The following is a 14,760-nucleotide window of genomic DNA, read 5'->3' as shown; positions in this document are numbered from 1 at the left end:
GCTGCCTGCCCGGTATTGTTTATGGCGCGACAGCGGCGCCGTCAACTGCATAGTCCTCTCCGTCGATGTCGTAACCCGACGGCTCCCAGCGGATCGCAAGCAGCACGAGCAGCGAAGTCAGCGGCGCGATGGCGATCACCCAGAACACCTTCGTGCCGAGCGCCGCCGCAAGCACGGGAAAGAGGAACAGCGACACGGTGGAGGCCGAGCGCACGAGCGTCTGGTTAAAGCCCACGCCGATCCCGCGCAGCGAGGTCGGATAACTGAGCGACGCATAGGTCATGCTGTGCGAACCGGGGCCGAACCCCTGCCCGAACAGATAGCCGCCCAGCAGCAGGATGGCGAGCGCGACGAGCAAGCCGCTGCCAGGATGGCCGATCAGCGCGAGGCCGATCAGCGAGACGAACTGCAAGGCGTGGCCGAGCGTGGTCATCTTCCATGCGCCGACGGTGGGCGCGGTGCGCACGCCGATCAGGCCGCCGACGAATGCGAACACCAGGTTCAGCGTGAGCGACGCGACGATCGTGGTGAGCGGCCCCTGGTGAAAAAAGCTGGCGATGATCACGGGCAGACCGAAGATGATCGCGTTGTAGCCGAACGAAGACGCCATGCCGATCGTCGCGGCAAGGATCGTGCGGCGCCGGTAGGTGGCGTTGAACAGCACGCCGTAATTGCGCCATGAAGCCGCGCGCGGCTGGGCGGGCGGGGTGTCGCCGCGTTCGACCACCGCATGCACGCCATACGAACGCTCGAGAATGCGCGCCGCCCCTTCCAGGTCGCCCTGGTTCGCGGCCCATACAGGCGATTCGCTGATATAGCGGCTGCGTACCGCGATGATGGCGAGCGCCGGCACCGCGCCGAACGCGAGCGTGATGCGCCAGAGCCAGCCGAGCTCATGCGCGGGCAAAATCGCATAGAGGCCGAGTATCAGCAGATAGCAGGTGCTCGTGGCCGCGTACCACGCGGGGCACCAAGCGGCCACGCTCGCCGCCTTGTTGCCCTTGCCCGCCACGCGCGAGAATTCGGCGAGAAACGCCATGGCGACAGGCAGATCGAGCCCCACGCCGAAGCCCATGAGAAAGCGCGCGCCGCCGAGCACCCAGGCGTTGGGCGCGAGCCCGGCCGCGATCGCGGCGACGACGAAGAACAGCATGTCGGCCATGAATACGCGGTAGCGGCCGATGCGGTCGGTCAGATAGCCGCCGAACAACGCGCCGAGAATCGCGCCGAACGTAATGGCCGCGGAAACGAGCCCGACCTGCACGGGCGAGAGCGCGAATTCGCGCGCAATGTCCTTCACGCCAAACGCGAGCGACGTGAGATCGTAGGCGTCGAGAAAGACGCCGCCTAGCGCGATGGCGATCACGATGCGCGCGTTGCTGCCTTGCGCCGCCCCGGCGTTGACGAGGCGCGCGACATCCTGAGCAGAGCGGATGACCGCGTGCCGGGAAGCCGCGGCGTCAGGCGCGGCGGCTTCGATCGATTCGGAGGCGGGTATGGCGAGAGTAGACATGGCGGAAACGGGCTGAAAGATTGCAATCGCTGCATCCTAGCCACGCCGTGGCGAGCCGCAAAACGACGTTTTTAGCTAAGCAATCCTCCCGAAATTGGTTGTCCGCTTGCGGCGCACTCTCTAGCATCGCCTCATCCACCACCCATCGAACGATGAAACCTATGAAGAAAAGAACATTACTGGGAACCATGCTGGCCACGCTCGCACTGGGCGTGAGTCTCGGGGGCGTGGCGCAGGCGGCGGACCATACCGTGCGCGTCGGCATCATGTCGGGCGAAGACGAGGACGTATGGCGCGTAGTGGCCGCCAACGCCGCGAAGCATGGCATCACGGTCAAGGTAACGACGTTCTCCGAATACACGCAGCCCAACGAAGCGCTTTCCGGCCACGACCTCGACGCCAATTCGTTCCAGCACAAGCCCTACCTCGATGCGCAGATCAAGGCGCGCGGTTACAAGATCGTGCCGGTGGGCTACACCTACGTGCAGCCCATCGGGCTCTATTCGCGCAAGGTGAAGTCGGTGGCGGACCTGCCGCAAGGCGCGACCATCGGCGTGCCGAACGATCCGAGCAACGAAGGCCGCTCGCTCCTGCTGCTGCAGGCGCAAGGGCTCATCACGCTGCGCGCCGACGTCGGCCTTCTGCCCACCGCTCGCGACATCGCGAAGAATCCGAAGAACATCCACATCAAGGAACTCGACGCGGGCATCATCGGCCGCTCGATCGACGACGTGGACGCCGCCGTCGTCAACACGGACTGGGCGGTCAAGTCGGGCATCAAGATTCCGCAGGAGCGCATCGCGCAGGAGAAAGTGGCCGGCAACCCGTATCGCAACTTCATCGCCGTCAACGAGAAGGACGCCAATGCGCCGTGGGTGCGCGAACTCGTGGAAAGCTACCAGCAGCCCAACGTGGCTTCGGAGATCCTCGCCGTCTATCACGGTGCGACGCTGCCGGCGTGGAAGGATGCACCGCAGCAGTGAAAGCCGCGCGCCAACAAAAGCCGGTGATTCGGATAACGAATCACCGGCTTTTTTCATTCCCCGCCGTTCAGGCCGCTTCCGTCGCCCGCCGCAGTCCCGCTCCCGCATGCCGCTCGGGCAGTTGCGGGCCCTCGCCAAAGAGCTTTTCCCGCAGTGTGCCCGGCGCATACGCCGTCTTGTAACGCCCGCGCGCCTGCAGTTCGGGCACCACGATATCCACGAAGTCCTCGTAGCTTTCGGGCACCACGGTGCGGCTCAGGTTGAAGCCGTCCACGTCCGCTTCGTCGATCCAGGCCTGAAGCTCGTCGGCGATCTGCGACGCGCTGCCGACGATCGCCGGATAGCGTCCGCCCAGCTCGAACATCTCCAGCAGCTTGCGCCGCGTCCAGCCATGCTGCTTCGCGGTTTTCGCAGCGGATTCGATCGCGTTGCCGGGCGCATAGTCCACAGGCGCGTCGAGGTCGTATTGCGCGTAGTCGATGCCCGTGCTCGAAGCGAAGTGCGCGAGACCCGCCTCGCGGCTCGCATACTGGAGATAATCGGCGTATTTCTCGCGCGCCTCGCGCTCGGTCGCGCCCGGCACCACGGCCGCGCCGACGAACACCTTCACGTCGTCGGGCCGTCGCCCCGCGAGCACCAGTTGCTCGCGCAGCGCGCGCACCGTTTCGCGCGCGACGGCGCGATTGGGCGGCGAAATGAATACGCACTCGGCGTGACGCGCGGCGAAGCGCTGGCCGCGTCCCGAGCTGCCCGCCTGGAACAGCACCGGCGTGCGCTGCGGGGAAGGCTCCGCGAGGTGATACCCGTCCACGCGGTAGTACCGGCCCGCGTGCTCCACGCGATGCACCTTCGCGGGGTCCGCGAACACGCGCGCCGCCTTGTCGCGACGCACGGCGCCGGCTTCCCAGCTGCCTTCCCACAGTTTGTAGAGGACTTCCAGGTATTCGTCGGCGCGATCGTAGCGTTCGTCGTGCGGCAGTTGCTGATCGAGACCCATCGCGCGCGCCGCGCTGTCGAGGTAGCCGGTCACGATATTCCAGCCGACGCGGCCCTGCGTGAGGTGATCGAGCGTGGAGAAACGCCGCGCCAGCAGATACGGTTGCTCGTAAGTGAGATTCACCGTCACGCCGAAGCCCAGGTGTTCGGTCACCGCCGCCATGGCCGGCACGAGCAGCGTGGGGTCGTTCACGGGCAACTGGATCGACTCGCGCAGCGTCACGTCCACATTGTGCTGGTAGACGTCGTAGACGCCCACGATGTCGGCGAGAAAGAGCCCGTCGAAAAGCCCGCGCTCCAGTGTGCGCGCGAGATTCGTCCAGTAGTCGAGCGTGCGGTAATCGGTCGATCGATCGCGCGGGTGCGTCCACAGGCCGTGATTGATATGCCCCACGCAGTTCATGTTGAATGCGTTGAGGAGAATCGGTTTGTTCGTTTTCGCCATCACAATGCTCCGTGCCGCGGCGGCAGCTTGTCGTTGAGATAAAAGTTGCCCACCGCGTGATACTTCCAGCGCACGGGATCGTGCAGCGTGTGGGTGCGCGCGTTGCGCCAGAAGCGGTCGAGTCCCAGGCCGTCCAGCGTCGCGGCCGCGCCCGCCAGCTCGAACAGGCGCGTGCCGGCGTCGAGCGAGATCGTCGTGGTCAGCGCGCGCGCCTCGGCCACGGCAATCGAAGCCTCGGCCACCGTGCGCTCGTCGGGCGCGGCCTGGGCGGCATCCACGAAGCGGCCCGCGCGGCGCACGAGCGCTTCGGCTGCGGCGAGGCGCGCCGCGAGATCGCCGAAGTGACAAATGGCAAGCGGATCGTCGGCCGCGCGCTCGACCTTCGCGTCGATCCACGGACGCGAGCGCTCGCGCACGAACTGCAGCGCGGCTTCGAATGCGCCGCGCGCCTGACCGAGATCGATCGCGGCATGAAGGATCTGCGCAAGCGGGCCGATCGTCGTCGGGCGCTCGAACGAACGCTGAAACGGCACGACCCATTCGGGCTCCACGCGCACGCCGTCGAACTGTACGGAACCGCTGCCCGTCACCCGTTGACCGAAGCCGTCCCAGTCGTCGGTGATCGTGACGCCCGGCGAATTGCGCGGGACGAATGCGAGGTACGTCACGTCCTGGCCGGCTTCGTCCGCGACCACGAGCGTGGGTATCCAGTGCGCGTAGAGCGCGCCCGTGCAGTAGAACTTGCGGCCGTCGATGCGCCAGCCGCGCGCATCGCGCGTGAGCCGCGTGCGGCGCTTGAAGTCCTTCTGGCCGATCTCGGCGAGCGCGTTGCCAAAGCGCTCGCCCGCGAGCACGCGGCCGTAAAAGAAACGCTGCTGTTCGGCGCTGCCGCCCACGCGCAGCACCTCGAGCGCATAGAAGTGATTTTGCGGAATCTGGCCGAGCGAGCCGTCGGCTGCGGCGATCGTCGCGGTCACTTCGGCGAGCGTGCCGTTGCGCACGCCGGGACCGCCGTACTCGCGCGGCACGGTGATGGCCCACAGGCCGCTCGCGACGAACACGTCGAGTTCGTCCCACGGCAGGCGGCGTTCGCGATCGCGCAGCGCGGCCTCGGGCGCGAACTGAGCGGCGAGCCGCTGCGCGGCGGCGAGCGCGGCCTCGTCGTCGGCGAGCGTTGCGGGTCGGACCGGCTGCGCGGCATGCCGTTGCGCGGCTGTCGCTGCGGATTCGGTGATGGAAAGTTCGGTACTCATGGTGCTCAGTTCCAGGCGTGGCGCGCGGGCAGCACGTGATTCAGGTGATAGTTGCCAAGCAGATGCAGCTTCCAGCGCAGCGGATCGTGCAGCGTATGCGTGCGCGCGTTGCGCCAGTGGCGGTCGAGATTGTGGGCGGCGCGCGTGGACGCGGAGCCGGCCAGCTCGAAGAGCTTCTCGCTCGCTTCCAGCGCGAGGCGCGTGGTCAGCACCTTCGCGTTCGCCACGGCGACCGAGGCGCGGGCGCTCGCTTCGGCGTCCACGGTGCGCGCGGCGATCGCGTCGAGCGCATGGCCCGCTTCGCGCAGCACCTCCTGCGCGGCATGCAGATCGATCTGCAACCGCCCCACGTCGGCGATGATGTAAGGGTCGTCCGCCGCGCGCGCCACGCCCGAGTCGAGCCACGGCCGCGCATGCGCGCGCACGAACGCGATGGCCTCCGCCACCGCCGCCTCGCCGATGCCGAGATCGATCGCCGCCTGGATCAGTTGGGATGTGGGCCCGGTGATCCCCGGGCGATCCGCCAGTTGCCAGATCGGCAGCACGTCTTCGGGCTCGACCGGTACGTTGTCGAAGATTACCGTGCCGCTCGCCGTCGTTCGTTGTCCAAACGAACTCCAGTTGTCGATTACCGTGAGGCCCGGCGCATCGCGGGGCGACCATACCTGGACGGGACGGCCCGCATCGTCGATGGCGCGTGCGGGCACGCGGTGCGCGAAAAGCGCACCCGTCGAATAGAATCGCTGGCCGCTCAGGCGCAGGCCATCCGGCGTCGAGGCGAGCCGCGTCGTACCTTGAAGAATGGTCGACGACGCCGCCGAGCGGCGCTCCGGCCCCGCGTTGCCAAGCCGGTGGCCCGCCAGCACTTCGCCGTAGAAACGCGCCTTCTGCCGGGCGCTGCCCGTTTCGCGCAGGATGCCTAGCAGACCGAAATGATTCTGCGGAATCTGCCCGAAGGCGGGATCGGCGGCGCAAAGGATCGCGAAGACTTCGGCGAGCGTCGCATAGGAGACGTCCGCGCCGCCGTATTCGCGCGGCACCGTGATCGCGCCGAGGCCGCTTTCGGACCACAGGTCGAGTTCGTCCCAGGGCAGCGCGCGCTCGCGATCGCGCTGCGAGGCGCCGCGCGCGACGGTATCGGCAAGCGTGCGCGCGGCGGCAAGAGCCTGTGCGTCGTCGGCAATCCGCCTCACGCGCGCGGCGTCCGGCAGCCGCGGCAACGGCGCAGAGCCGGCGGCGGCAAGGTAGTCAGGTATCGGCATGGCATTCCAGGTCAGGCCAGTTACGTCCCCCGTTCGTTCGCGCGGACAAGGTCCGGCTCTGCTTTGGCTCGGCGGCCGTCGCTGCGGCGTCGAACGGGTCCAGCTGCCAATTGGAACAGCCTGAGTCGCGATCCCCTACTAGTTAATTCGCAATTGCATATCAGTTTTGCGGATGTGGGCGCGGCCTACGCCTTGGCAGCCGCCTCGACGGCAACCGGCGGCTCCCGCCTGAGTGCAAGGAGCGAAGCCGCGACGATCAGCATGCCGCCTGTCCACGCGGAGAGGGAAAGCCGCTCGCCGAGCCACATGCACGCGAACAGCGCACCGAATACGGGTTCGCTCCCCATGAGCAGCGCCACGCGCGTCGGGCTGCTGCGGCTCACCGCGTAGTTCTGCACGAAGAACGCAAAGAGCGTGCAGCCCGCGACGAGATAGATCACGCTGCCCCAGAACGCGCCATGCCCGTGCCAATGCGGCAGCGGTTGCCACTGTCCGGGCGCGACCGTGAGCGCGAGCGCGGCGCAGCCGGAAGCCACGACGGCAGCCTGCACCGCAGTCATCGTGAGCGGCGGCACGGTGCCCGTCTTCATCACGCGTTTGACTGCGCAGCTAGTCACCGCGCGCAGCAGCGCGGCCAGCACGACCAGCAGGTCGCCGGGACTCGCCGTGAAGCGGCCGCCGGTGAGCAGGAACGCGCCGAGCAGCGAGACGGCCGCGGCCGCCCATTCCACGGGACGCGGCGCGCGCCTGAGCCACGCCCACTCCGCGACAGGCGTGAGGACCACGCACAGGCTGATGAGAAACGCGGCGTTCGACGCGTTCGTAAGCGAGACGCCAAATGTCTCGGCCAGGAAGATCCCGAGCAGCAACAGCCCCGCGCCGACCATGCCGAACCGGTCGCGCCAGCGTACGCGAGCGAGTTCGCGCAGCGCCGGCGAAAGCAGCACGAACGTAAGGCCGAAGCGCAGCGCGAGCAGCCCCAGCACCGGGTAGGTGAGCAGCGCGCCCTTCACCACGCCATAGCTCGTGCCCCAGATGAGCGCGACGGCGACGAGCAGCAAATCCACGGTGCGGGAGGAGCGGGTCAGGGCATTCATGGGGCAGCGGGGCATGACGGAGTGAGAGACGGGCTCATTGTCCATCAATGCGTATGCGGAGATAATCTACCGCACCGGAACATCATTTATGCTTCCGATGCACAGACGAACTCGCCTCGCACACCGTGAACCCCACCGACCTCCTGCCCCTGCTGCCTGACCTGGCCACCTTCGCCCGCGTGGTCGAGGCCGGCAACTTCTCGATCGCGGCGCGCCAGCTCGGCAGCACGCCGTCTACCGTGAGCCGTCAGATGCAGCGGCTCGAACGCGCGCTCGGCACGCGCCTGCTGGAGCGCTCCACACGCAGCCTGCGGCTCACGGAATCGGGCGCCGAGGTCTACCAGCACTGCGCGCAAATGGTCGAAGCCGCGGCGAGCGCGGCCGAAGCCGCCAGCCGTCTCACCGGCCGCCCGCATGGCCGCGTGAGCATCAGCGCGCCAATTTCCTTCGCGCAGAGCGTCATTCATCCGCTGATTGCGGGCTTCCTGCGCGCCTATGAGGAAGTGGCGGTGCAGCTCATCTTCACCGACCGCGACGTCGACCCGGTGCGCGACAGCGTCGATATCGTGATTCGCCCCACTCCCGCGCCGCCGCCCGGACTTGCGGCACGGCAGCTCGGCACGCTGCGGTGGATGCCATGCGCGTCGCCGGCCTATCTGCTCGCACGCGGAGCACCGAAGCATCCGAAGGATCTCGCCCGGCACGACTGCATCTATCTCGGCGAAACGCCCGACGACAACCGCTGGGCGTTCCGGCGCGGCGCGCAAACGCAGACCGTCGAGGTGAGGGGCCGCTACATCGCCAACGACGTGGGCGCGCGGCGCGATGCGGCGCTGCAGGCCTGGGGCATTGCGAGCCTGCCCGAATTCGCGGCGACGGACGCGCTGCGCGAAGGCCTGCTCGTGCGCGTGCTGCCCGAGTGGTCGCTGGAGCCGCGCGCCTATAGCGGCCCCGTGTGGATGCTCTATCCGCCCAACCGCTTCCTCGCGCCCAAGGTACGCGCCTTGATCGACTGGCTCGCGCAGCAAATGCCCGCGTCGACCGGGCCGGGCGCATGAGACGACGGGCATGAACTCGAGCCGCGCCGGCATTCGCCGCCGTGCCTGAACCGCCGGCCGCGCCGCGCGCACCGAAACGGCAAGCCGCCTTCGACAGTGTGCGACAGCGCCTGGCGGCGCAGATCATCGGGCGGGCGCGCGGCGCGGCGCCCTCCGCCGCGAAAACGAGCGACGACAGCGAGCGACGACAGCGAGCGACGACAGCGAGCGACGACAGCGGGCACGCGACTGCCGAGCGCAACTTCGATGCCGCGCGCCCGGCACCGGTCACCCGTTGCGCGGGTTACGCCTGCCGTCACTACTGTCCGCCGCCGTACATGTCGAGCAGCATCAACGTCACGCCGTTGGTCCAGCCAAAACCGTCCTGCAGCCGGGTATTCGCCGCCCCCGCCGCCTTCGCCCGCGCCCTCCACGACAGACTTTTCGACAAGCTTCTGCTGCGTGCTGTAAACGTTTTCGACGTCAGCCGCGCGCGATCGTGGTCTCGAGAGGGAACAGCAGGCTGTTCAGATCGACGGGAACGATCGACGTGGTGCGCACGGTCCGGAGATTCTGATTGTCGCCGAACCAGCGCGAGCTGAAGTCCCAGCCGCTTTCGGCGGTCGCGCGCAGATCGCGATAGACCTGGCTCGCGGGACGGCCGCTCGCTTTCCGCGCCGTCTGGACGTCTTCGATATACGACTCGTCGCGCGGTGTATCGAGTTCGTTCCAGTATCGGTTCAGCACGGTGCCGTCCGGCAGCACGACCACGTTGCGCGTTGCCTGTCCTCGCGGCGTGCTGCCCGCGCCCTGCATCCAGTACGCGTACTTCTTGCGCAGCGCGGGCAGGTACTTCTGATAAACCGTGTTGCCTTCCTTTTGCGCCGCCAGCTCGACCATGTACGAATAGAACGGCGCGCGTGGGCGCGATGCAGGTGCATGAAGCGGCGAACGGCGACTACAGCGGATACGGCGGCGGCTATGGCTGAGCGGTGCCGGACTCTTCGGCATCCGGCGCACACAGGCGTCCCGCCGGGAACGAAGCCCCTTTTTTTCGGCAATTGAACTAGATAGATAAGGGTTCCTTATCGTTTTGAAACGGCGCAAGCGCGGCATCATCGCGCTTACGCCATTTTTCAAACGCTGTCCGGGCCGTCGATACGATCGGGTAAAACGTCGCTGTCGGGCTCCAGCGATTCGTCGCCGTCCGCCGACGCGCGCTCGCCGGTGCCGGAGCTATCGGTGTCGCTTCGCACTTCGTCTTCGCCCGCTTCGAGCGCGTGATTGTCGAGCTCGGTGTCGCGATCGAATTCGTGACGCTTCGCGCCTTGCGTGTCGCTGCCCGAATCGGAAGAATCGCCGGGGCCGAGCGAACCGGTGTCGTGGCCCGGGGGCAGGGACTCCGCCGGCTCGTTGTCGTTGTCGGGATCTAGCGTGCTGGTCATGGCAAGCTCCTTTGCGTTGTCGCTGCGTTGTCGATGATGCCGCGCCGATCCGACAGCGCCGCATCCCTTCGGCTAGCGGCGCAGATGACGTGCCTTGGCGCCCACGCCTGGCGCGGTTGCCCGTTCGACGCGCTGAGGCCGCCGTCCACGGGAATGTTCGCGCCGGCAATGAAGCGCGCGTCGTCGCTCGCGAGAAACGCGATCACGCCCGCGATGTCGTCGGGTTCGGCCGCGCGCGGCGCCGCGCGAACTTCGGCCAAGCGCGCGATCACGCTCACGGGCTTCGCCATTCACACCTGCGCTTCCCTCCTCACGGCTGGATTCGAAGCGCATTTGCGCAAGCGCTCGCTGCTATGCGTGTACGGCGCAATTGCGGCGGGCTTTGCGGCGGCAGCCATCGCGCAACGCTGCGCTTCGCGCCGGTAGCCGAGGCGCGCTCAGGGCTGCGACCCCACCTTTTGCGCCAAAGCCTGCGCCATGCGGTAATGCTCCTTGAGGTCGGAAGCGCCTTTTGCGCGGCGGTCTTCAGCCGCCGCGGTCCACGCGAGAGCAGCGCCACGTCATAGCCTGCGCGCGCACGCTGCGGCTGCGACGCGGCCCGCCCTGGCGCCCGCACCGGCCACGACAGCGATCTTGTGGCGCGGTTCTCGTTGCGTCGCAGTGTCGGGGTGACGGCAGGAGATGCGCCCCGGTTCGCAACCGCCATGCCCGAAAGCCCGGCATCTGGATGCCGGCACCGCATTTGCGCAGCAGATGCCCTGCGTGCCGCCGTCCGGTTGCGGCGCGTATAGCCGAGGAGTCCGCGCCCATGTCATCCCGTCCAACGCCGAATGCAAATCCCGCCCAAGCCGATCCTTCCGATATCGACCGCCTCGCCATCGATACGATCCGCACGTTGTCGATCGACGCCGTGCAAAAGGCCAATTCCGGCCATCCCGGCACGCCCATGGCGCTCGCGCCGCTCGCGTATCAGCTCTGGCAACACCATCTGCGTTACGACCCCGCCGCCCCGTTGTGGCCAAACCGCGACCGCTTCGTGCTCTCGGTCGGCCACGCCTCGATGCTGCTCTACTCGCTGCTGCACCTCGCGGGCGTGCAGGCCGTGGATGAAGAAGGCAAGCCCACGGGCAGGCCTGCGGTCTCGATCGACGATATCAGGCACTTCCGCCAGATCGACAGCGTGACGCCGGGCCACCCCGAATTCCGCATGACGACGGGCGTGGAAACGACGACCGGGCCGCTCGGCCAGGGGCTCGGCAACAGCGTGGGCATGGCCATGGCCGGGCGCTGGCTCGCGCAGCACTTCAACCGGCCGGACGCCAGGCTCTTCGACTATCGCGTCTACGCACTTTGCGGCGACGGCGACATGATGGAAGGCGTCTCGCATGAAGCGGCGTCGCTCGCGGGCCACCTTGGGCTCTCGAACCTGATCTGGATTTACGACAGCAATCGCATCACCATCGAGGGCCACACGGACCTCGCCTATAGCGACGACGTCGAAGCACGCTTTCGCGGCTACCGCTGGCACACGCTGCACGTGGACGACGCCAACGACACGAAAGCCATCGAAGCCGCCATCGAAAAAGCGCAGGCCGTAACCGACACGCCCACGCTCATCGTGGTGAAAAGCATCATCGGCTGGGGCGCGCCGAACCGGCAGAACACGGCGGCGGCGCACGGCGAGGCGCTCGGCGAGGAAGAAGTGCGGCTCGCCAAGCGCGCCTACGGCTGGCCCGAAGACGCGCAGTTTCTCGTGCCCGGCGGCGTGCGCGAACGGTTCGCCCAGTCCATGGGCGCGCGCGGCGCGGCAGCGCACGACGAATGGAACCAGCTCTACGAGGCCTATGCGAAGCGCTATCCCGAGCCCGCGAAGGAATTGGGCCTCCTGCTCGACGGCAAGCTCCCCGAAGACTGGGACGCCGACATTCCCGCTTTCGAAGCCGACGCAAAAGGTCTCGCCACGCGCGAGTCGTCGGGCAAGGTGCTCAACGCGATCGCGCAGCGCGTGCCATGGATGATCGGCGGCGCCGCCGATCTCGCGCCGTCCACCAGGACCACGCTCAAGTTCGAAGGCGCCGGCAGCTTCGAGCGCGATCACTACGACGGACGCAACCTGCACTTCGGCGTCCGCGAGCACGGCATGGGCGCCGTCACCAACGGACTCGCGCTGTCGCGGCTGCGGCCATTCGCGTCGACGTTCCTGATTTTCAGCGACTACATGAAACCGCCCATCCGCCTCGCCGCGATCATGGAACTGCCCGTGGTCTACGTGTTCACGCACGATTCGATCGGCGTGGGCGAGGACGGACCGACGCACCAGCCGATCGAGCAGCTTGCCTCGCTGCGCGGCGTGCCGAACCTGCTCACGCTGCGTCCCGCCGATGCGAACGAAGTCGCCGAGGCCTGGCGCCTCGCGCTCTCGCGGCCGCGCGAACCCGCGTGCATGGTCGTGACCCGCCAGCCGCTGCCGACGCTCGACCGCACGAAATACGCGAGCGCGCAAGGCGTGCGCCGCGGCGCCTACGTGCTCGCCGACGCGCCCGAAGGCAAACGGCCCGACGTGCTGCTGCTCGCCACGGGCAGCGAGGTGTCGCTATGCATCGACGCTTACGAAACATTGAACAGGGAAGGCATTGCGGCGCGCGTGGTCTCGATGCCCTCGTGGGATGTGTTCGAACTGGAGGACGAGGCATACCGCAACGCGGTGCTGCCGCCCGACATCCACGCGCGCGTGGCCGTGGAGCAGGCGGCGACGCTCGGCTGGGACCGCTACGTCGGCCGCTTCGGCGCACAGATCGTGATGCACACGTTCGGCGCCTCCGCGCCGCTGAAGGCGCTCAAAACCAGGTTCGGCTTCACGCCGGAGCGCGTGGTGGCGGAAGCGAAAAAGCAGATTGCGCGCTGCAAGGCGGGATCGGGCGAGTAGGACGTCAGTCGCGTGCGCGTGCGCCGTACATGCGCAAATAGCCGCTGTGGAGGATGACCGGCGTGCCATCCGTCTCTTCGACGAGCCGGGCGGCGGCTGCCTCGATGGCCTGGCGATGGCGGTGGAACGCCCGCCGCAGATCCGGCTCGCGCGCGGACCGGGCGCCGAAATGATCTTCGAGCGCCTCTGCGGTGATGGCGCAGGCGGGCGACGCAGCGAGACCGGGCGATCCTGAGCGCACACCGGCCTGAAGAGAAGGAGGAGGCGCGGGCTTCGGCTTCAGAATAGCCCTGAGGGGGCACGCGTTGCGGCCTCGCGCTCCATCGAAGATGGCCACCGCTCCACCCGCCAATAGTGCTCCGCCCGCTCGACATCGGGCGGAACATGCCCAAACGCGCGCATCTGGCTTTGATAAGCGCGAATGGCGCGCCGCTTGACCGCCCCGATCTGCCGCGCCGAGCGCCTGCCGAACGCCTGCGCACTCATCGCGCTCGCGCGCAGCCGGTCCGCTTCCAGCCGCGCGAAACTCTCGTGGAGCACGCGAGGAATCGCCCGGTAAATGGCGTCCTCATAGGCGAAATAGCGCGCGAGGCGCCGCGTGCGCAGCAGCGAGCGGCACGCCGCGCCGACGAGCACATGATCGGAATGCCACAGGCCGAACGGGCACACGGGCAAGTAGCCCTCGAAGCGGGCGAACTGTTCGGCCAACGCGTCGGCAATGGCCTCGACCCGTGGCATCGCGCCGTACCGCGCGTACTGCGCATCGAGGAAGTCCAGCCATAGCGGCCTGGCGCCGCACAGCGCGAGCGCCCGCGCGTCCTCGCGCCTGCGCGCGCGTATGGCCTCGTGCGAATCGGCGAAGCCGCTCGCCGTGTCCCACTTCGCCTGGACCGGCGCGGACGGCTCGCCCGCGAACACCGTGCAGACGACCGAACCGGGGCACATTGCCAGCAGGCCGCCGCAGCCGAGCACCGCGTCGTCCAGATGGGGCGAGACGACGATCAGGCGCGGCGCGCGGCACGGCTCGGCGAGTGCTCCGTCGCGCGGAGCATGAGGATAGGGATGCAGCATGCGATCTCCTTGGCAGGCTTTCGCCGGCGCGCCGGCTCAGCATGTTCAGCGCTTGCGTGTAGCTTCTACAACCGTGATCGATACGCAGTGCAGATCAGGATCACCTGGCGCGCGGCGCGCACGATGCCTTCGTCGGCGCGATGCAGCGCGCCTGCGCGCAACGCCCTCACCGCCTTTGTCACCGCGCGCGCCACGTTTGCGACTTCCTGCTGGAAACGCCCGTCGGCGTCGAGTGTGTCGTGCGAGTTCGCATACGGCTCGTAGTAGCCCGCCATGCGGTCGATGCGCGCCGAGGCGCCCGCGTCGATCCCGCCCGTCCAGTCCAGCCAGTCCAGCCAGTCCAGCCAGTCGGCGAGCGCGCGGCGCGTGTCCTCGATGCCCGCCACGTCGCCGTGCACGACTGCGCCATAGGCGCGGCCCGCCAGATGCTTCGGGAAATTCCACCCCGCCAGTTCGAGCGCTTTCGCCTCGTCCGCATGCTTGCCACGCGTGGACGACGGGTCCGGATTGCCGCCGTCCGCGCACACGAGCCGGTCCATCATGAGCTTGAGCGGGCTGCTCACCTGATACCAGTAGACCGGCGTCACGAAGATCGCGCCGTGGCAGGCCGCAAAGCGTGGTAGATCTCGCCCATCCAGTCGTTTACCTGGTTGAGCGAATGATTCGGGTAGCCGCCGCACGGCCAGTGGCACAGCGGCATCGCGGTGGAAACGCAGCCCTTGCATGCTGCGC

Annotated in this window: 12 protein-coding genes and 3 pseudogenes; 3 read left to right on the top strand and 12 right to left on the bottom strand. The window is 67.8% G+C overall.

Annotation, left to right across the window (positions count from 1 at the left end):
• Window positions 1-19: 19 nt before the first annotated feature.
• Entirely contained in the window at window positions 20-1,513 is a 1,494-nt protein-coding gene (locus tag BLU17_RS29965; RefSeq protein WP_092005646.1) for an MFS transporter, read from the bottom strand.
• A gap of 188 nt (window positions 1,514-1,701) precedes the next feature.
• Here BLU17_RS29965 and BLU17_RS29960 point away from each other — a divergent pair, with 188 nt between their 5' ends.
• Window positions 1,702-2,496: a MetQ/NlpA family lipoprotein gene (locus BLU17_RS29960; protein ID WP_245747080.1), complete on the top strand. Its 795-nt coding sequence runs from the start codon at window positions 1,702-1,704 to the stop codon at window positions 2,494-2,496.
• Window positions 2,497-2,563: 67 nt separating this feature from the next.
• On the opposite strand, the gene BLU17_RS29955 is transcribed toward BLU17_RS29960, so the two are convergent.
• The 4 genes from BLU17_RS29955 to BLU17_RS29940 form a co-directional block, all read right to left on the bottom strand.
• Window positions 2,564-3,937: an LLM class flavin-dependent oxidoreductase gene (locus BLU17_RS29955; RefSeq protein WP_092005640.1), complete on the bottom strand. Its 1,374-nt coding sequence runs from the start codon at window positions 3,935-3,937 to the stop codon at window positions 2,564-2,566.
• A complete protein-coding gene (locus BLU17_RS29950; protein ID WP_092005638.1) occupies window positions 3,937-5,190 on the bottom strand; it encodes an SfnB family sulfur acquisition oxidoreductase in 1,254 nt (417 codons plus the stop codon). Before BLU17_RS29950 ends, BLU17_RS29955 begins: the two co-directional genes overlap by 1 nt.
• Window positions 5,191-5,195: 5 nt before the next feature.
• Window positions 5,196-6,452, bottom strand: a complete 1,257-nt coding sequence (locus BLU17_RS29945) for an SfnB family sulfur acquisition oxidoreductase (RefSeq protein WP_092005635.1) — start codon at window positions 6,450-6,452, stop codon at window positions 5,196-5,198.
• A gap of 185 nt (window positions 6,453-6,637) precedes the next feature.
• Complete coding sequence (locus tag BLU17_RS29940) at window positions 6,638-7,549, bottom strand: DMT family transporter (protein ID WP_092005632.1); 912 nt, start codon at window positions 7,547-7,549, stop codon at window positions 6,638-6,640.
• Between the two features lie 125 nt (window positions 7,550-7,674).
• Between BLU17_RS29940 and BLU17_RS29935 the strand changes: the two genes are divergently transcribed.
• Window positions 7,675-8,607: a LysR family transcriptional regulator gene (locus BLU17_RS29935; RefSeq protein WP_092005629.1), complete on the top strand. Its 933-nt coding sequence runs from the start codon at window positions 7,675-7,677 to the stop codon at window positions 8,605-8,607.
• Window positions 8,608-8,905: 298 nt separating this feature from the next.
• Here the strand turns inward: BLU17_RS29935 and BLU17_RS34685 are convergent, their stop codons facing one another.
• From BLU17_RS34685 to BLU17_RS34330, 4 genes and pseudogenes are all read right to left on the bottom strand, one after another.
• Complete coding sequence (locus BLU17_RS34685) at window positions 8,906-9,037, bottom strand: trehalase family glycosidase (protein ID WP_425434159.1); 132 nt, start codon at window positions 9,035-9,037, stop codon at window positions 8,906-8,908.
• Between the two features lie 35 nt (window positions 9,038-9,072).
• Window positions 9,073-9,516: pseudogene (locus tag BLU17_RS29930) on the bottom strand (trehalase family glycosidase); the annotation flags it as partial.
• Between the two features lie 206 nt (window positions 9,517-9,722).
• Window positions 9,723-10,031 (bottom strand): chemotaxis protein, encoded by a 309-nt coding sequence (locus tag BLU17_RS29925; protein ID WP_092005626.1) that lies wholly within the window; start codon window positions 10,029-10,031, stop codon window positions 9,723-9,725.
• A 104-nt stretch (window positions 10,032-10,135) separates the two neighbouring features.
• A pseudogene (locus BLU17_RS34330) lies at window positions 10,136-10,297 on the bottom strand (SDR family oxidoreductase); the annotation flags it as partial.
• 542 nt (window positions 10,298-10,839) lie between these two features.
• On the opposite strand from BLU17_RS34330, the gene tkt reads away from it, so the two are divergent.
• A complete protein-coding gene (tkt, locus tag BLU17_RS29915; RefSeq protein ID WP_092005623.1) occupies window positions 10,840-12,957 on the top strand; it encodes a transketolase in 2,118 nt (705 codons plus the stop codon).
• Window positions 12,958-12,961: 4 nt separating this feature from the next.
• On the opposite strand, the gene BLU17_RS29910 is transcribed toward tkt, so the two are convergent.
• The 3 genes and pseudogenes from BLU17_RS29910 to BLU17_RS29900 form a co-directional block, all read right to left on the bottom strand.
• Window positions 12,962-13,198, bottom strand: coding sequence for a DUF1488 family protein (locus BLU17_RS29910; protein ID WP_245747078.1), 237 nt, complete (start codon window positions 13,196-13,198; stop codon window positions 12,962-12,964).
• Window positions 13,199-13,236: 38 nt separating this feature from the next.
• On the bottom strand, window positions 13,237-14,028 hold the full coding sequence (locus tag BLU17_RS29905; RefSeq protein ID WP_092005620.1) for a PIG-L deacetylase family protein: 792 nt from the start codon (window positions 14,026-14,028) through the stop codon (window positions 13,237-13,239).
• A gap of 65 nt (window positions 14,029-14,093) precedes the next feature.
• Window positions 14,094-14,752, bottom strand: a pseudogene (locus BLU17_RS29900) (flavodoxin family protein); the annotation flags it as partial.
• Window positions 14,753-14,760: the final 8 nt, after the last annotated feature.

Origin of the sequence: Paraburkholderia lycopersici (genome assembly GCF_900096975.1) — a bacterium.
Lineage (GTDB): Bacteria > Pseudomonadota > Gammaproteobacteria > Burkholderiales > Burkholderiaceae > Paraburkholderia > Paraburkholderia lycopersici.
Note: the sequence above shows the minus strand (reverse complement) of the source record. Positions and strands in the feature narration are given on the sequence as shown.